We start from the raw sequence: 17,708 nt of genomic DNA, 5'->3' as shown, positions 1-17,708 counted from the left end.
ATCGTTTTTAGTGTTCATGGCTGGGCTTTTCCGGTTTGTCCGGGGGCAGGCCCAGAAGAAGCTGGGTTGCCAGCACGATTTTATCTTCGAGTTTCTGAATATAGTGGTCGGGATAGGCAGATTTCCCCATCAGGGTCAGGATGGTTTCTGAGCTTTCCACATGGTAAATGATGGGGGCCATGGTCAGAAGGGTCTGCATGAATGCATCCTCCTGATCCAGGGAGGGATCAATGCGCTGGAAAAATTCTATAAAGGCATCGACTTCCGGCTGCATCACTTCATCCCGTAGGATTTTAAGCAGGTTTTCTTCGGCCCGGATCACCTGATAGATGATCTTGTGATGCCACCAGGGCCGGTCCGGATCAAACAGCTCCTGCAGTTTTCGCTGGATGATGCGGCGCACCATGGATGCCTGCCCCAGGGGAGAGTCAAGGCTGTCTGAATGGGCCTTGATAAAGGGCCCCAGGGGGTTGTTGCGCACTGTCCGGGTGGCATGGCGGATCATGGCCTGAAAAAGATTTTCCTTGGATTTGAAGTGGTAATGGATGGAGCCGATGTTCTGGCCAGCCTTGTCTGCAACGGCTCGGGTGGAGACGTTGCTGAAACCCAGCTCCGCCACCAGCTCTCCTGCGGCATTGATTAAAAGATCCTGAGTCTGCTTACTGCTGGCATAGGTGGCCATATTTACGCTCCGTCAATGAATTGCTCCTGACTGTTTTTTTTATGTGATAATGCAGTATCAAAGTATCCTTACCAGAGTCCCTGGGCTTCCAGTTTCAGACAAACCATCCGTCGGGGGCGGCATAATACTATTTTATGGGTGCAATCTATTCATTTGAATAAATTTAGTCAAGTGAATAAATATTTTTTGATTGCGCTGGTGAGAGGGGGGCTTTTGTGCGGCTGTCTCTACCTTTTGGGGCCTGTGATAATCGGACTATTTGTTATGAAGGGCCACCATCCAGACAAAAAAAGGATAATAGCCATCATCATAGAGTTACTGGGTCTGTTCCCATACAATTATGAAAAAGCTTGATTTATAGCTTTCAGGGGCATACAAAAAAGTTGAAATTTTCCCATGGAAAGAACCGTTCATCCAATGAGAACTTCTTTCCATGAATGAATCCATTCAACAGGAGGTGCCCATGCCCTTTGACAAAGAACCCCTGGCGCTGCTCATGGATACGTACGGCTATGACGGCCAGGCCATTGAACGTATTATTTCCGGTAACAGATATACCGCTGTCCTTCTTACCAACGGTCACATCGGGGTTTGTGCCAACCTCACCAACAAGGTTTCTCCGGCTATTCCCACTCTTAAAAGTGCACCACCGGATCTTTCAAAAATTTCCCATCGCATCATTTACACAGCCTATCTCAATGCCTGTCATAACTACCATGGCTTTGATTCCAGTAAAGATGATATCTGGGATGTGCTGGACTTTACCCAGGATCAGCGCATTGTCATGGTGGGACTGTTCAAGCCCATTGTGCGTAAATTTGAAGAAGCCGGGGTACCTCTGGAAATCTTTGATATGATCAAGGCCGATAACCGTCTGACGGAGATGAATCGCCAGAAAGAGACCTTAAAACAGGCAGATGCGGTGATCTTAACCTCCACTTCTGTGTTTAACGGCACCTTCCTTGACACCGTCAATGCCACCCCGGAAGCATGCCATGTCTATCTGCTGGGACCTTCCTCCATCATGGTGCCGGAACTGCTGCAGTATAAAAATGTTAAAATGATTTTTGGTGCCACATTTGAAAAGAATGATATACGGGTGCTGGATGTCATAGAAAACCATGGCGGCACACGACAGTTCCTGAAATTTGGTGGTAAGAACTGTTTGAAGGCAGAACAGAGACTGCTATGAATTGTGCCTGACCCCTCTTCATTAAACCCCAAACCTGTTGAGCCAGCCGAATATTGACAAAATTGAGGAATCTTTATTTAATAAAGATTCCCTTCCAGCTGCCAGCTATCATACTGGTGACGCTTAATAAAACAGCAGGTGTCGCCAGGGCTGGTGCTGCCAGATATCGGGGCTCCCATACGGGATGGAATTTTTTTTTGTAGTTGTGAAGACCTTCAAAATTATAGAAATTATCTCCATATTTAAACACAGCATTGCCAACCTTATGCCACATGGGTGCCAGGGGATGATTTTCAAGGCCGGAAAGAGGTGACATGCCAAGGTCAAACCATTGATATCCCTGGGCGTGGCCCCATATCATCAGTTGGATAAAAAGGTACTCCATTATGCCGGATGGTGCCTCCGGTGTATACCGCATCAGGTCAATGGAGAGTTCTTCTCTGTTTTCCGTTTCCCATAGATTGGCAAACGCAAGAATGGTTTCGCCCTGGGAAATGATGCCGCATCTGCCCCGGCAAAGATAGTCTTCAGAGAAAAAACCAAGGGAGAATCCTTTCTCTTCGGCCTTTCTGGTTGTTAGCCAGGCCTCGGAGACCTGATGCAGGGCGTTCATATGCAATTTTACCTTGTCGCGTTCCAGTACCTCAAATTTTAGGCCCAGTTTAGAGAATTTGTTGTTTGTGGCACGCAATCCAGATCTTTTGCCCCCTTTGAGATCGAAATTTTGAAGAGATACACGGGCGGCCTCCCCCAGCTTGATGAGCACCAGGCCAAGATCTAGATACAGCGGCAGATTTTCTTTGGAAATCTGATAAAACGCCACCCTGGCCCCTTTTTTGTCTGCCATCTCCCGGAATTGCCAGACCAGGGATTCATGATCCTCTACTTTTCCCACAGGATCTCCCATGGCAATCCAGTATTTTCTTGTTGTGCCATACATGAGAAAGGAGGTTCGGTCCGGATTCCACAAAATGCTTTTGTCCCCGATGAGGGCAAGATGACTCTGCGTTTCCCGGGCATTATGAACAAGGAGGTCGAGTTCATCAATTTCTTTAGGGGTGGGTAGATGGGCCTTTTCCGGCCGTACCCGAAACAGGCGGTAGATGCAAAAGGATAATATCATCACGGTGAGGGTCAGCAATGACCTTAAAAATCTGGGGGCATCACCGTTATAGGCAAAACGCCACCAGAGATCCTGGGAGTATTCAATGTGTTTGTAAGAAAAAAATCCGATCCAGGCAGAGCCCATTAGAACCACAGCCACAAAGGCAAGCCATGACCAGGAAAAGGGCATGCTTAACAGGGATGACCTGCGATAAAAAAATCGTCGGGATGGGAGAAAAAGAATCATCATTATCCATAAAATTGATGCTTCCTGCCAGTCAAAGCCTTTAAGTAGGGAGGCAATGCCTCCAACGCCCAACAGAAGAATGATGCTGAAATAGGCAGCATCAATGCGCAGCCGAACAGCCCGGGCCATGAACAGCAGCAGTAGGCCGACAATACTGCCAATGAGGTGGGATGCCTCCACCACCGACAGTGGTAGTGTGTTATACACCCATTTTAAAACCCCGCGGTCCATGGGGGTTGATCCGGACACCAGCAGCAATCCGCCGGACAGAATCAGTAGGATGGAAAAGATATGAGGAATCCCACGGGAGAGATATCCAATTGTGGCCCGGGCTTTTTCCCCTGCCGGTTTTCGGTGTTGAAATAGTTCATAGAAAACCAGTCCCGTGCCGGAAAGCAGCAGTGGAACAAAATAATAGACAACCCGGAACATTAGCAGGGCTGCAAACACCGAAGATGCCGGAACTCTGCCTCCCAGCAGATAAAGAAATGTACCCTCAAACACCCCAAGGCCGCCCGGAATCTGGCTGAACAGCCCCAGGATCTGGGCAGCAATGTAAACGGTAAGAAAAGAATGAAAGGAGATGCTTACATGAACGTGCAGGAACAGATAAAGAATCAAGGAACTTAAAACCAGATCCAGTATGGCTATGGTTGTCTGGGCCAGGGAAATACCGGGGCTGGGCAGGAAAATTTCCATGCCCCTGATGATAAAAGGTTTTTTTCTCACCAAGATGATGGACCAGTAGGCCGCCAATAATGCCAAGATCGCCCAGGCCAGCCATTGCACGGTGTGGGCCAGGGGTAATGACGACGAGGCCAGCTGACTTGAAGTAAGTGCGGTGATGCCAAAAAGCGTTGTGGCACCCATCAGGTACATCAGGCTGATAAACAGAGAAAATTTGATGATGTCCATGCCGGAAAGGCCCCACATGTTGTAAAACCGATACCGCATGGAGGAACCGCTTATCAGTGCCTGGCCGGTGTTATTGCTGATGGAAAAACTGATCAGAGATGCCAGGATCACGTTCAGCGGTTTAATTTTCCTGTTAAGATACCGGAGGGCCATAAAGTCATATCCGGTGAGGCAAAGATAGTTAACGCACGTCAGCGCGATGGCCAGCAAAATGGTGGGCTTGGGCAGTTGTTCAAGACCTGTTATAATTTCGGCAATGGTGTGCAGTTTGAGTTCATGGTGTACAATTAAAATGGCTGCCAGGAAAAGAACAATGCCGATGTATGGTGTTATCCGGTGAAGCGTTTTCTCGATCATAAATTCTACTCTTTTCTAAAATTCGTTTGCAGGGGGAAGTTCAAGAAATGTTGCAATATCTGCATTGACCTCCCGGGAGTGGGTGACCGGCGTCGCATGGCCACCTGAAATTATTTTCAGGAGGCCGTGGGGTAAAAGGCTGGCCATCTGCCTTGCATGTTTCGTTGAGATCAGGTCCTTTTTACCCACAATCACCAGGACAGGCCGGGTTATTTTCTGGAGATCCACCGACTCAAGCAGGGGGAATTTGCGCCACATGCGCTTTATCCGTTTTTCTAGTTCCCGCAGCTGTTTTCCGGTACCGATCCACCAGCGCTTGAACCAGTATTGGAGTCCGGTGCTCCGGGTATGGGTTTCTTCCAGCGCTTCGGGGGTGAGCCCGGATGGATTAAAGTTTGCGCTGATGGAAACCAGGCGCTTTACCCGTTGGGGCCAGTAGCGTGCAAGAATCAGGGCGGTATTTCCCCCATCACTCCAGCCAATAACATCGGTCTTGTCAATATTGAGTGCATCCATGACATGGATGACATCGGAGGCAAGCAGGCGATAGGTCAATTCCTGGGAGCCAAGGCCCGAATTACCGTGTCCGCGAGTATCTGGCAGCACCACCTGCAGGCCCGTTGCCACCAGCCAGGGAATCTGGGAGAACCAGATCCGTCGGTTGCTTAGCCCCCCATGCAGAAGGAATATTGCCGGTCCCTTGCCGTAGCTCACATAATGGAGGGTGACGTCTGTATCAACACTTCCTTTCAATGCTGTGGCTCCAGGGGTAAATGTCCAGAGCGCATAGCGGACAAGAGAACCGGACATGGGCTGCAATAGGGTATAGACGTTCCAGCATAAAAGTCCCGACAGCATAATGGTCGGTGTGAGGATGTATCGTTTCATTCTTTTGCCCTTGTGGTAGGCGTTTTTGGCATGTGGTTTTTTTTATATGAAAATGCGACAGCAGACACCCGTTCCGGCACGATCGGAGCCAAAGGCAATTCAGCATCTGCGTTGATATCTATGTCTATTTTGTGAATCAGATTGAAAAAAGAGACAAGTTTTCCATGAAATTCCTGTCCGGCCCCACAAAAAAAGGCCCGTTGAGCAGATTGGGTTTGTTGTATGTAAAAGGTACCCCTTTGGTATCGGTGACAATGCCGCCGGCGGCGGTGACCACGGCCTGGCCAGCTCCGGTGTCCCATTCCCAGGTGGGACCAAGACGGGGATAGAGATCGGCTTTCCCGGCAGCCACCAGGCAGAATTTTAAAGAACTCCCCCGGCTCACCGCTTCGTGGGCGGGCAGGGCGTTCAGGCATTTTTTCAGGGCTTCCGACGGGTGGGACCGGCTCTGGACCACCCGGATCACATCCCCGTCAACGGGGGGGATGATTTCAAGTTTTCGCTGTTTGCCTTCGGCAATCTCCCAGCAACCGCTTTCCAGTTCTGCCAGGTACATCAGATCAAGGGCAGGGGCATATATGACGCCTGCCGCAGGGATGTGATTTTCAATCAGGGCAATGTTCACGGTGAACTCATCATTTTTTTTGACGAATTCCTTGGTGCCGTCCAGGGGGTCCACCAGCCAGAACCGATGCCATTTTTTTCTGTCTTTAAAAGAAATGGTTTTTCCTTCTTCCGACAAAATGGGAATATCAGGCGTGGCTTTCTGAAGGCCTGCGGAAATAATTTCATGGGATCGGGTGTCCGCCCGGGTGAGGGGGGAATCGTCGGATTTGATGTCCACCTTGAAATCCGTGGCATATATTTCCATGATGCCTTTTCCGGCCGCTTTGGCAAGATCGTTTAACATTTCAAGGTCTGTGGGGTGATGGTTCATATGCGTCTCCTTGTGTCACTCTTGGTTATGTGCGTTGAAAAACGGGGGTAAATTCGGATTTTTGGGCCTGGGCATAAAGCTGACCCCGTGGGTCCGCCAACGATGAGGAGTAAGTCCGGATATTTCATCAGGAAATCTGATTGCGGCTGTCAGGGGCAGAGCCTGTCCCACCCAGATGAATGGCGTTGTTATTCACACCCGAAAATTCAGCCATTATTTTTTTATAAAGAGCCACCATGGCATCCGCCTTTTCCCCCCATTCATAGCGCTTCACCCGATGGATGGCACTGGCCGACATTGCCTGTCTTATTTCCGGGTGTTCCAGGAGAAAGGTAATCTTTTCAGCAAACGCGTCCACAAGATATTCCCGGGACAGCGGCTTGATTTTAATGCCGGTGTCCTTTGTCACGTATTCCCCAAGGCCTGCATAATCAGGGACAATGCAGACAAGTCCGCATCCCATGGCTTCCAGGGCCACAGCCCCCCCAAACTCCCGCACCGATGGAAAGCAGAATACATCGCTTCTTTCATAGTGGATCAGGGTTTCCTTTTGGGGTATCCATCCGGTGAACTGCACCCGGTCTTCAACGCCGGTGGTGCGGGCAAGTTGTTCCAGTGCATTTTTTTCGGGGCCATCGCCCACGATGGTGAGGGTGATGCGTTGCCGCACCGTTTCCGGAAGTATGGAAATGGCCTTTATGGCCATATCCGCCCCTTTGTAGGCCACCAGGCGTCCCACAAAAAGTAGCTTCATGCTCTTTGAAGTGTGTGCTTTGGGTTTTCCGATAAAGGACTTCAGGATACCATTCTCATGGAAAAGATCAATGCGATTATCCAGTATATCAAACAAGTTCATCAACATACTTCGGGTGTACAGGGAGCCGGAAAGAACTTTATCTGCGGTCTGGTATGTTTTTCTGTACCCCGGGATGAGCCGGGTGAACATGCGCAGAAAATTAAACCGGGCAAATTCCTTTCGGGCCACGGTGTCAAACCCCGGGGGAAAGGGAACCCCGCCGTTCACCGGTCCCAGCAGAAAAGGGGTGTTTTTACAGTGATTGATGAGTTTTACCGGGTATCGTGGCAGAATGGGGGTCATGACATGTACCAGGTCATATGCCCCGGAACGGATGGCAGAGCCGTATTTCTGGCTTACCCGGTGGTTGAATTCGGCATATATGGGGTAGGAAAGGGCGTGCTGCAGCGGCCAGTTTACGGCACCCCGGTCGGTGATGTGTTTGATGAGGCGGTAATAGCGTTTAAGCAAAGTGGATTCCCGGATGTAATCAATGGTGTGGTCCTCGCGCACCTTTTCCAGGGCACTTTGATTGCGTTCATGGGTCACCAGGGTGACCTGTGCCCGTTTTCGGATCTCATGGTAAAAGTTATAGGACAGCAGGGGCACCGATGCCCATTCCGGATTACATTGCTCGATCACCATTAGAATTTTTATGGGTTCATTGTTCATGTGTATTTTCCTTGTCAGGGGTTTTGGGGCCCTGGGGCTGAACAGGGTCCTTCTGGTCAACTGAGGGTAGGGCAGGGGAAGGCTCTTTTTTTTTCTTTGTAAGGTTTCCCGTGTGAAAGATGGCCCGGATGGCCACCCCCATGAAAATACCCGCAATGGCACCCATATTATTGGCAATGATATCTTCGGGTGAAAAATGTCTCCCCGGCACATATTTCTGCATGAGTTCCAGTATGAATCCCAGGGCGGGCATGGAAGATGCCACACAGAATCCAAGCTTGATGGATGCAAAAAATGCAATGGGAAAAAAGGCCAGAAATCCAAAGGTTATGATGCGGGCAAGCTTATCAATGCCCATGCTGGAGTTGTCCGAAGTGAGGCTCGCCTGGGGGATCAGGGAGGATACCACCATAAACACAAGCCCTGCCGTCCATGCAACAATAAGGGGCCGGGAGATGAGATTCTGCCACAGCTTGTTTTTATTTGATTTCAGAGACAGATTCATGGCCGATCTTCCTTTCTGTTTGGTTTTTTCGGGGCTTTTGTTTGTGCCTGCCCGCAGTTGAGGCGGATTTTTCCAGTTGAAACCGGGGACCGTCATAGTCAGGCTTCAATACAAATCTTGTTTTTCCTGACCACAACCCCTCTTTTCTGACACGGGGAATGAGCCGGGGCAGGAAAGGGGGCGGGGCGGTCATTTTTTGTGTTCCCTTATCCGGTGTTTTTTCATCCGGGGGGATGGTTTCCACGGCATTTTCAGCGGCGACATCGGATTTTTCCCGGGAAAGCATGCCGGTGACCCCCCCGGCAAATATAATATACATCTGATTGACCATGGCATTGAGGGTGCAGTCAATGAGAAACAGCAGGGGAATAATGGCAATCACAGCGGTGGGAGCAATGTCTTTTTGATTCCAGGTTTTGGGGTGATGGCGAAGGGTGAACAACAGCATGGGCAAAAGTAAAACAAGGGACACCGAGGTAAGCCCCAGGAATCCCCGGCTGCCCAGAATAATCACCCAGAAGCCGTCGGTGGTACTTAAATCTTCCCCGGTGTCCGGATCATACACCCGGGATCGGCCCCAGCCCCCCCATCCAAACAGCTGTTTTTCCAGGGCCTTTTCCACAAGGATATTTTCATTGTCAAACCGGAAGGCCAGAGAGGCTGCCCGATCGGCACTGAACTTTTCCGTGATGAAATCCACGGCGTTTTGTCCGTCCCAGTAGCCCGTGGCCCGAGTGGAGATATAAGCCGGAGGAATCAGGAGCATCAGCCAGATGACCAGGCTGATTTTCAGCCGGGCAGAGATAAAAAGGGCCATCATGCCAAGCAGCATCAGACCAATGGCCCCCGAAGATTTGCAGATAATGGCGGAAAGTACCATGAGAAGGGCCAGCCCCCAGGACGGCGCATTCCAGCGTTTTTTGGGAAACACCCCGGTGGCTGTGCACCATACCCCCACCAGACCTGCCATGCACATGAAGGTACCAAGCATGATGCCGTGCTGCATGAACACCATGGGCCGGTATCCTCCCCCCCGGATCACCTGGGCAAAGGAGTGCTGCATGTAGCCATAGACGATGTTGTGGGCCTGGGGGCTCATCACAAGTTCAAACACCACAAAGGGAATATAGACAATCCCGCAGATAAAAAGGGCATTGCACAGCAGAATATGCCCGGCAGCGTTCGCAAAGTAAAGACGGCCTGCCAGGTAGGGCACCCCCCACAGGGTAAAGGTATTAAAACTTTCCTGGAGTCCGTCCTTTAAACCCAGTCCGTTGAGGATGGAGGACAATATCACGGAAGACAGCCAGATGATCATGGGGATATCCAGGGGATGCAGGGAAAACTGTTCCATGGTTTCGCCATCGGTTACTTTAATGGCAAGCATGACCCCGATGCCCGTTGCCGTCATTTTATTATATAAAATCAGGGGTACATGGAGTTGTTCCATGGGCAAAAACAGCACTGCACCAAAAAAACAGATGATGCTGCCCCTTGCCCCCCCGTATGTTTTAAATATATAGAGGCAGGCCGGAATGATCATCACAAGACTGATCAGGCAGAGAAAATTTCCTTTCATGGCCTTTTTTACCTCAGTGAACGTCTGATGCGGGTCAGTACCGGAGCTAAAAATGTATTTTGCAGTTTTTTCTCTATTTTACCGGTGTAAACGGCACCGCCCCAGTTGAGAACGGGAATGATGGCAGGCACTTCCTGTCTTATGAACAGTTCGGCCACCCGTCTCAGATCGGTGTAGAGGGATCTGTTTCCCTGGACCACCAGGAGCAGCACATCGGAAAAAACCGTGAGATATTCGGTGAAATCATTTTGCATCACCGGGCTGGAATCAATGAGAATGATATCGTAATTTTTTCTTGCCATGGTGATGACCATGGCGTGTATCAGGGTGGAATTTTTGAATTCCTGTTTTCCGCTGGCAGGCAGAACGTCCACGTTTCGTTCATTATCGGTGTAGATGCATTGGTTGAAATCCGCTGTGCCATTTAGAATTTCCGCCATACCCGGGTGGGAAGAGGCAATGTTTAACCGTTCTCTCATGGCCGGATTGGCCGTAACGGCTTCAATGATTAAAATATTGGGGTGGATCTGTCCCAGCAGATGGGCCACATTGAGAATGATACCCGATGTTCCGGACTTTTCATCCACACTGTTGAATAGAAAAATATGGGCGTCATTGGTCTGGTTTTCCTTGTATATCCTCAAGGCCAGACTTCTCAAGGCCTTGGATGTCACCGAATTGGGGGCCTCAAGGGTTTCCCTGGAAAAGGGGGTGACGGCCCTGGAGCGGGAGATGGGCCAGGTGGACGGGTGTCCCAGGGCATGGGTGATGTTCATGGGATTGGTGATGCGGTTGTCCAGGAACTCCAGCAGCAGACAGATAAAACCGATGAACCCGAAGGGCACCACCAGGCACACCATGATTAGTTTTTTGGCATTGTTTCCGGCAGGGGAAAGGGGGCGATGGGCACGCAGGGCAATGGAAATTCTGCTGGGGGCATTGGACTGAACCCCCAGTTCGTTGATTCGGGATTCGTATTTGAACAAGAGTTCGCGCATGTGTCGCAGTTCCGCCTGGATCTGTTCGCCGGTGATGAGGCGTTCTGAATTGACATTGGCTTCTGCCCTTGCCTCTTCCAGCTGGCTGGAAATGTTTTTGGCCGCTTCCCGCAGGGCATCATATTTGCTCTGTTCCTGGATCAGATTGGTGGTGAGTTCATAATCGCGTTTTCCATATACCGTCATCTGGGCCAGTTTGCGCACCTCTTCGGTCATTTTTTTTTCGTAGCGGCTCATGGCCCTCATGCGTTCTTCAATGTAGGATCTGTCAGAGCTTTTTTCACTTAGGCCATCGAGCTTGGTTCTCAGTTCCTGGAGCTGCTGATAGGTCCAGGACTGGGTGGAATCAAGGCCCCAGTCGTTGGCCACCACTTCTTCCACAAAGGGTTCCATGTCCAGTTTGGAAATTTTCTCTTTTTCCTGGAGTTTTTGCTTGTAGGCGGTTTCTACGTCCATGAGCATGAGATCAATTTTGACCTTTGCCTGCTGGAGCTGTTCCGCCCGTTTGTAGAAAAAATTATACATCTCACTGAATTCACTGGTGTGGGTTTTCTGGGCAATGTCTTTTAGAGTAATGATCTTGTCATCAATGTTTTTTCTCAGGGTGGCGTGTTCGGATGCCAGGTACTGGAGGCGGTTCTGGTTCTGCTGTTTCTGCTGGGCATCCGTGCTTTCCTTGTATGCGTCCATGACATGGTTCAGGGTTTCGGCAATGCCGTTGCGATGGTCTCCCTGGAGTTCAAGTTCAATGAGGTGGGTGTTGCGAATGGTTTTGACGGACAAGCGTTTGTAAAGTAGGTCAATACATCGTTCCAGGGGCATTCCGGGGGGGAACATGGCATCTTTGTCTTTCGGGGTCAGTCGTTTGATGGCATCTTCCAGGATATCATAGCCTCTCAGACGGGTGGCCTGGGTTCTGGAATAATCCGAGTACTGCTGAAGAATGGAGGTATCTTGACCGTTGCCGATGATGGTCTGGACCACAGGATCAATCTGTAGTTTGGCCGAGGCCATGTAATAGGGTTTAATGGCCATGAGGGCAAAGGGAATAAGCAGGGTGAAAATAAAATTTCCCAGCACGATGATCAGGACCGTGTATTTTTTCAGAAATCTGAAAATATCTAGGGGTTTGTTTTTTTTTGTACCCGGCAGCAGTTCTTTTAAAACAGTTTCCATAGATCTTTTTTATCCCCGACGTTTTTTGGGAAGGAATCGGTTCATCGCGCCTTTAAGGTGTTTTATTTCATCTGTGGTGAGAAAGAAGTTCCACAGCAGTAAAAGACTTAAGCACACATGGAAGGCCCCCAGTCCCATGACCCAGAGACCTGTGGTTATGCGTGATTCCAGGGGCAGCACCCGGGTGATGGCATACACCATTCCGGCAGCAGCCATGGGACCAAGAACGGGCAGGGCAGCGGTTTGAATAAAATTGCGGGTGCCGATGCCAAAGGCCTGGTTGGTTCTGAAGAATAAAAATATACTTCCCAGGGTGGAGCTTCCCAGAACACCCAGGGCGGCCCCGGTGATGCCCATGGCATGGGTTCCTACGGGTATCCAGAGCAATGCCGTGGTCAGCTGTATAATGAGGTATTCAAATTCCCGTCCCGCCCGGTTGATGCCCCGGAACACCAGGCTTGCAGGGCCGGTGCAAAGATGAATCATGTTGGACAGGCTGATGATCATCATCACTGCCACGGCACCGAGGTATTCCCGACCCACCCAGCAGAAAATCAGGGGGGAGGCAATGGCCATTAAAAAGCCGAATACTGTTGAGTTGAGCATGGCCAGGAATCTCAGACCTTTAAGGTAGAAGGTCTGCAGTTCGGTTTCAAGCAGTTTGTCTTCGTCTTTGAACATGCCGTGAAGTATCTTGATAAGGGGAGTGGCCATAGCTGTGGCAAGTGCCATGAGAGCGATTACGGCATCTGTGGTCAGGGACAGGTTCGGTAACGGCTTGACAATCGTTACCAAGAGCGCCGGTACCAGGCCAAGACAGACCGATACCAGGAACAAAAGGAGGTATTTTTTCACCCGCAGGGAAACGGGGGGCATCTCACCGCGTTTCCATTGCCCACCGATATAAGAAGCGGCGGGGAAAAACGGGGTAAAGGCGGCACTGGAAATGTTTCTGCCGGTGTAGGGAAATTTTCGTCCGATTTCAAAAAAACCAGCGTCGGCAAGACCCGTAAACGCGGCAATGACAAACCGGGCAAGGGAGGCATTGAATATGGACAGCCCACCCAGTACCTGTATTTTCCCCACATAGACGAACAGCTCTTTAAAGGCTGCCTTATTGATAAGTTTTAAATTAATGGCAAATCCCGGCAGTTTTTTAAACACATACACCGTGCAGATAAGCATTTCCGCCACGGTTTTAATACCATAGGCATAGAGAAGCCCCTTGATGCCCATGCCCAGGTGAAGAAAGAGCAGGATCAGCACCACCTCAAACACCGATGCCGCCACATTAACACTTTTGGTAAAGGCTATTTCCTGTAAACCGTTGAGGATGGATCGAAAGCCGCCCATGGTGAAATCAATGCAGAACACCAGGGTGGTTCCCATGACCATGAAGCCTGCAATGGCAAAGGATTCTTGTTTGACATGGAAAAGGGTTAACAGCCACGGATGAAGAAAATAAAGGCCGGTGTAAAAGAGGACGGCAAAAAGCAGCATGAACACCATACCCGTGGAAAAGATGGTGTTGATGCCGTTGATGTCATCGGCGGCCTGGAACTGGGCCGTGAATTTCACATAGGCGTTGTTGATGCCCACCGCCCCCACGGCGGCATAGGACAGTATCACAAAGCAGATGGACCACAGGCCAAATTCGTTCAGGGATATGTAGGTTAAAATAATGGGGGTCAGGGCAATTCGGCTTAGAAAATAAATGGCCGTGGCACCCATGCCTGCCAGGGCATTCTTCCCGGCTTTTTTTCCCACCTGTGCCAAGCTGTCCTGTTTTTTATCGGCCATTTTTTAGTTGCCCTTTCCCCAGATTTTATCCCGTACCCGTTGCATGGCTCCAAAATTTTCCATGACATTGGTGCCAAGCTCAATGATCTCCAGTGAGGGAAATATTTTCTGGAGCGCATAATTAAATCGACTGATACGTTTCTCTGATACATAGAGAATATCATTGTCCTTCATGATATAATTTTTACTGAAATCTGCAGATTCCAGCAGATGCTTCAGATCTATTTCTCGCACCTGTCCCTGGTTTTCTTTTGTTTTTCGGATGAGGTACAGCTTTGAATCCTTGGCATCATCCGTGGGGCCGCCTGCCATCATCAGACTGTCAAGCAAGGTGAGACGTCCGGTCATGTTATATGCGCCGGGGGTTTCCACTTCTCCCATGACATACACCAGTTCCGACTGACTTTCCGGAATGAAGATGACGTCATTGTTCATGATGCGGGCGTTCAATGCCATATTACCGTTTTGGAGCAGTTCGTTGAGGTCAATCCAAATAATGGTATCATTGCCCCGGATGATGGAGCATTTGGTCAGGTAGGTATTCTCGGCTTCGGTGGAGTAGCCGCCTGCAATGGAAAGGGCCTCAAGCAGGGTTCCCTCCCCGGGGAAGGTGACCACACCGGGATTTTCCACCCGGCCCAGCACAAAGGCCTTGTTATTGTGGTACTCATCAATGCCAAAACTGATTTCCGGGTTACTGTAGTACGCCAAAAATTTCGCTTTGATTTCCTCTGCAACACTTTCTCTGGTGCGGCCTTTGGTGTTGATGAATCCGATTCTGGGAACGGAAATGATGCCGTCGGGACCAACAATCATCCGGGGGGCTGATGCGTCCGGACGTCCCCACACCGTAAGGCTTAAAACGTCTCCAGGGCCGATGATGTACTGATTTTTTTTAATCATGGATACATGCAGCAGAGGACCGCAAAAGGGCGGATTTCCCGGGGCGGATAAAATCATGGCATCATCTGTATGATAAGTGGACTCATGGGAAAATTGCTTCACCTCATCGGGGGTGGCAAATTTTGTGCTTGCCTGGATATCATCCACTTCAAACACAGGATCAGGGGGTGACGGAGCCTGGACCTGGGGTTGAATGTCTGCGCATGCCGTGCATAAAAACACCATTGCCACCAGAAAAACAAGGCAACGGTGGTTATGGAATATGTGCCCAGGGGTGTACAACTTAAAATGGGGCAGATGATGGACAAGGCTCACTGTTTGTTTGTTTCCTCTTTTATTTCCGAGGCTCTTTGGGTTCTTTCCCACCCGGGTATCCCTTTTTTCCCCAGCAGTTTAACATATACGGGGATTTTCCATAAAATAAAAAAAGGCGCGCAAAAAAGGGAGCGCCATACATAAAAGGGGGCTTTTTTCAGTATAAGCCCGGAAAATACGTAGAACACGGTGGCATAAAGACAAAGTCCCCACACAAGTGTGGTGTGGGGATAAAACAGCCATGACAGCAAAAATAAAAGCACCTGGCCTGCCACCACAAGGGAGAGCGGCGGGGTGAAAAGCTCCATGAAGGCATCCAGAAACATGATTTTCGGGTGTTCTATAAATGCCCCCAGTAGGGGGGCTGAGTATTGTTTTAAAAGTTGCATGCGCCCCCCCTCCCATCGTTTACGCTGGGTCTGGGCCTGCTGGGATTTTGAGGCCATCTCCCCATAAACAATGGCATGGGGATTATAGTGTACAAGGATATTTTCAAGGAGCAAGTGCAGGGAAAACTCAATGTCCTCCACAATGGAAAAGGCAGGCCAGCCGAATTTCTCCATGACTTGTGTCTTAAAAGCCATGCCGTTGCCCTTTAATCCTGCGGTGGCATGGATGACGTTGCGACCGGCGGGTCGGATGTGGTGAAAAACAGATAAAGCCGCAGCGGAAAGGGCCGTTCGCCAGTTCACTTCTGGGTTTGATACCCCGTAAAATCCCTGAACCACCTGTACCGAAGGCTGGGAAAGGGAGTGACAGATTTCCAGGAAAAACCGGGGATGGACCAGGGTGTCGGCGTCGATGATGGCCACCGTATCCCTTTGGGCATACTGATCGGTGTGGGTTTTAAAAAACCAGTCCAGGGCCTGGCCCTTGCCCCTGTTATGTATATCGGATCTTTCCAGAACCGTGGCACCGGCTTGCCTTGCCACCGTTGCTGTGTCATCTTCGCAATTATCGGCAATGATCACCATGCGGTATTGATCGTCGGGGAAATCCGCCCTTTTTATGCTGTCAAGGGTCTGGGCGATGCCAAGGGCCTCGTTGTGGGCCGGAATCACCACGGTGACCGTTGAAAGGGTGTGGTCGGGCGCGGTTTTTTTGTTGAAGAACCAGGCGGCCACGGTGAGAAAAAATAGGTATCCCGTGGTCAGCACAATGTAAGCCCCAAGGGCGTAAAAAAATATGTTAATGAGTATCATAGAAATCCTTTGAAAAAGTCGGCCATGCGCACACAGTTTTCATTGAGATCGTAGTGTGCCAGCACCTGTTGACGTCCATTTTTGCCAAGGGTGGTTCTAAGGGCCGGGTCGTTGATCAGCAGCTGCAGTCGGTTTGCCAGATCAGTGGTGTCGGAGGGGGCCGTGAGCACTCCGTTTTTTCCATCCTCAATGAGTTCCGGAATGCCGGTGATGCGTGTGGACACCGATGGGATCTCTTTGGCCATAGCCTCCATGAGTACCACGGGAACTCCTTCGGCAAAGCTTGCAATGGCAAAAATATCGGCGCGGTCATAATAGCCCGGGACCTCATCCTGTCCGATGGCCCCGGTGAAGGTGACCTGGTCGGCGATGCCCAGGGTCTGGGACAGGGTTTCCAGGGTGTTTCGGTCTTCACCATCCCCCACAAAAGTGAGGGTAAAGTTTACACCCCTTTCCTTTAAAATGCCACAGGCGTCAAGCAGAACATGTTGCCCCTTGGCCGGGACCAGGCGTCCCACACACAGAATTTCCGGCACGGTGTTGCCGGGTTCCGGGCGGGGGGAAAATTTTTCTTTGTCAATACCGCATCGCACAATGGTAAATTTGGACCACAGCCCATGGGGAACAAGGCGCATGAGCTGGCTTGTGCAGTAGTGGCTGATGCAGCGGACGGCCTTTGCCCGGATGACTTTTTCCGTCAAAAGTCCCGTGTCCACATTGTAAAAAACATCGGGGCCATGGACACTCATGCTGAAGCTTATGGTGCCGTATACGGTGGCAATCATGGCCACGGTGGCCGCAGGATTGGCAAAGTGGACATGGACATGGTCGGTGTGGTTGTCTTGCATCCATTTTACCAGTAGGCCTGCCTCGGCAAAATAGGCAATTCCCTTGAACAGGCTGCGGGGACCTTTGCGTGAAAGGGAAACTGCCTGGCCCAGCATGGAAAGGTATCTGCCCGGGGACTGTTTCAACAGGGACAGGTGGGAGGCGGCAATGTGTTTTATTGAACTTGTTTTAATGTAAAAGGTGGCATCGGCGTCGGCTTTTTCCGGTGCCGTCATCTTGTCCAGGTGGGCAGGTCTTCGGATGGAGGCGGTGACAACCTTGATGCCCAGTTCCCGCAGGACAGCAATTTCCCGGAAGATGAAGGTGTGGGATATTCCGGGATATTCACTGGCCAGATAGGCAATTTTCAATGACATATTTATGGACTCCTCGGGCAATTTAATTAAAAATTTTCGGCATCCTTTAAAAGTACTTTACACTTTTTTAGTGCATTCCCCATTTGCAGGGGGGGTCCCCAAAAGACTGTAAGGTACTTTTGGGGCCATATGAAGGATGCCAAATTTTCATGGGGATAAAATCTCTGCTCCCTTGTAGTTTTGTATAACCCACATGTCCTGTCGGACACAACGAAGATAGGGTCGTAGACGCAGA

The 17,708-nt window shown here is 50.2% G+C and carries 13 protein-coding genes; 1 reads left to right on the top strand and 12 read right to left on the bottom strand.

Annotation, left to right across the window (positions count from 1 at the left end; all coding sequences use genetic code 11):
- Positions 1-7 precede the first annotated feature (7 nt).
- Entirely contained in the window at positions 8-682 is a 675-nt protein-coding gene (locus ACYQ2M_RS15845) for a TetR/AcrR family transcriptional regulator (RefSeq protein ID WP_459917337.1), read from the bottom strand.
- 433 nt (positions 683-1,115) lie between these two features.
- Here ACYQ2M_RS15845 and ACYQ2M_RS15840 point away from each other — a divergent pair, with 433 nt between their 5' ends.
- Positions 1,116-1,874: a Rossmann-like domain-containing protein gene (locus ACYQ2M_RS15840; RefSeq protein WP_459917336.1), complete on the top strand. Its 759-nt coding sequence runs from the start codon at positions 1,116-1,118 to the stop codon at positions 1,872-1,874.
- 73 nt (positions 1,875-1,947) lie between these two features.
- Here ACYQ2M_RS15840 and mprF read toward each other — a convergent pair whose 3' ends face one another.
- From mprF to ACYQ2M_RS15785, 11 genes are all read right to left on the bottom strand, one after another.
- Positions 1,948-4,497, bottom strand: a complete 2,550-nt coding sequence (gene mprF / locus ACYQ2M_RS15835) for a bifunctional lysylphosphatidylglycerol flippase/synthetase MprF (RefSeq protein ID WP_459917335.1) — start codon at positions 4,495-4,497, stop codon at positions 1,948-1,950.
- 15 nt (positions 4,498-4,512) lie between these two features.
- The gene (locus ACYQ2M_RS15830; RefSeq protein ID WP_459917334.1) at positions 4,513-5,385 is read right to left on the bottom strand and encodes an alpha/beta fold hydrolase; all 873 of its coding nucleotides are present in this window, start codon (positions 5,383-5,385) and stop codon (positions 4,513-4,515) included.
- 136 nt (positions 5,386-5,521) lie between these two features.
- Entirely contained in the window at positions 5,522-6,322 is an 801-nt protein-coding gene (gene cysQ, locus ACYQ2M_RS15825; protein ID WP_459917333.1) for a 3'(2'),5'-bisphosphate nucleotidase CysQ, read from the bottom strand.
- Positions 6,323-6,449: 127 nt separating this feature from the next.
- A complete protein-coding gene (locus ACYQ2M_RS15820; protein ID WP_459917332.1) occupies positions 6,450-7,790 on the bottom strand; it encodes a glycosyltransferase family 4 protein in 1,341 nt (446 codons plus the stop codon).
- Positions 7,780-8,295: a VanZ family protein gene (locus tag ACYQ2M_RS15815; protein ID WP_459917331.1), complete on the bottom strand. Its 516-nt coding sequence runs from the start codon at positions 8,293-8,295 to the stop codon at positions 7,780-7,782. Before ACYQ2M_RS15815 ends, ACYQ2M_RS15820 begins: the two co-directional genes overlap by 11 nt.
- The gene (locus ACYQ2M_RS15810; RefSeq protein ID WP_459917330.1) at positions 8,270-9,874 is read right to left on the bottom strand and encodes a hypothetical protein; all 1,605 of its coding nucleotides are present in this window, start codon (positions 9,872-9,874) and stop codon (positions 8,270-8,272) included. The genes ACYQ2M_RS15815 and ACYQ2M_RS15810 overlap by 26 nt, the downstream gene beginning before the upstream one ends.
- A gap of 8 nt (positions 9,875-9,882) precedes the next feature.
- On the bottom strand, positions 9,883-12,048 hold the full coding sequence (locus tag ACYQ2M_RS15805; RefSeq protein ID WP_459917329.1) for a GumC family protein: 2,166 nt from the start codon (positions 12,046-12,048) through the stop codon (positions 9,883-9,885).
- Positions 12,049-12,057: 9 nt separating this feature from the next.
- Positions 12,058-13,848, bottom strand: coding sequence for a lipopolysaccharide biosynthesis protein (locus ACYQ2M_RS15800; protein WP_459917328.1), 1,791 nt, complete (start codon positions 13,846-13,848; stop codon positions 12,058-12,060).
- A 3-nt stretch (positions 13,849-13,851) separates the two neighbouring features.
- Positions 13,852-14,976 (bottom strand): SLBB domain-containing protein, encoded by a 1,125-nt coding sequence (locus tag ACYQ2M_RS15795; protein ID WP_459917327.1) that lies wholly within the window; start codon positions 14,974-14,976, stop codon positions 13,852-13,854.
- Positions 14,977-15,062: 86 nt separating this feature from the next.
- Positions 15,063-16,268 (bottom strand): glycosyltransferase family 2 protein, encoded by a 1,206-nt coding sequence (locus ACYQ2M_RS15790; RefSeq protein WP_459917326.1) that lies wholly within the window; start codon positions 16,266-16,268, stop codon positions 15,063-15,065.
- The gene (locus tag ACYQ2M_RS15785) at positions 16,265-17,473 is read right to left on the bottom strand and encodes a glycosyltransferase (RefSeq protein WP_459917325.1); all 1,209 of its coding nucleotides are present in this window, start codon (positions 17,471-17,473) and stop codon (positions 16,265-16,267) included. Before ACYQ2M_RS15785 ends, ACYQ2M_RS15790 begins: the two co-directional genes overlap by 4 nt.
- Positions 17,474-17,708: the final 235 nt, after the last annotated feature.

It is taken from the genome of Desulfocicer niacini (genome assembly GCF_054657595.1).
Note: the sequence above shows the minus strand (reverse complement) of the source record. Positions and strands in the feature narration are given on the sequence as shown.

Bases quoted from the DNA above. Each gene is read 5' to 3' on its own strand.
- ACYQ2M_RS15845 (WP_459917337.1), bottom strand. From the start codon at position 682: ATGGCCACCTATGCCAGCAGTAAGCAGACTCAGGATCTTTTAATCAAT.
- ACYQ2M_RS15840 (WP_459917336.1), top strand. From the start codon at position 1,116: ATGAATGAATCCATTCAACAGGAGGTGCCCATGCCCTTTGACAAAGAA.
- mprF (WP_459917335.1), bottom strand. From the start codon at position 4,497: ATGATCGAGAAAACGCTTCACCGGATAACACCATACATCGGCATTGTT.
- ACYQ2M_RS15830 (WP_459917334.1), bottom strand. From the start codon at position 5,385: ATGAAACGATACATCCTCACACCGACCATTATGCTGTCGGGACTTTTA.
- cysQ (WP_459917333.1), bottom strand. From the start codon at position 6,322: ATGAACCATCACCCCACAGACCTTGAAATGTTAAACGATCTTGCCAAA.
- ACYQ2M_RS15820 (WP_459917332.1), bottom strand. From the start codon at position 7,790: ATGAACAATGAACCCATAAAAATTCTAATGGTGATCGAGCAATGTAAT.
- ACYQ2M_RS15815 (WP_459917331.1), bottom strand. From the start codon at position 8,295: ATGAATCTGTCTCTGAAATCAAATAAAAACAAGCTGTGGCAGAATCTC.
- ACYQ2M_RS15810 (WP_459917330.1), bottom strand. From the start codon at position 9,874: ATGAAAGGAAATTTTCTCTGCCTGATCAGTCTTGTGATGATCATTCCG.
- ACYQ2M_RS15805 (WP_459917329.1), bottom strand. From the start codon at position 12,048: ATGGAAACTGTTTTAAAAGAACTGCTGCCGGGTACAAAAAAAAACAAA.
- ACYQ2M_RS15800 (WP_459917328.1), bottom strand. From the start codon at position 13,848: ATGGCCGATAAAAAACAGGACAGCTTGGCACAGGTGGGAAAAAAAGCC.
- ACYQ2M_RS15795 (WP_459917327.1), bottom strand. From the start codon at position 14,976: ATGGTGTTTTTATGCACGGCATGCGCAGACATTCAACCCCAGGTCCAG.
- ACYQ2M_RS15790 (WP_459917326.1), bottom strand. From the start codon at position 16,268: ATGATACTCATTAACATATTTTTTTACGCCCTTGGGGCTTACATTGTG.
- ACYQ2M_RS15785 (WP_459917325.1), bottom strand. From the start codon at position 17,473: ATGTCATTGAAAATTGCCTATCTGGCCAGTGAATATCCCGGAATATCC.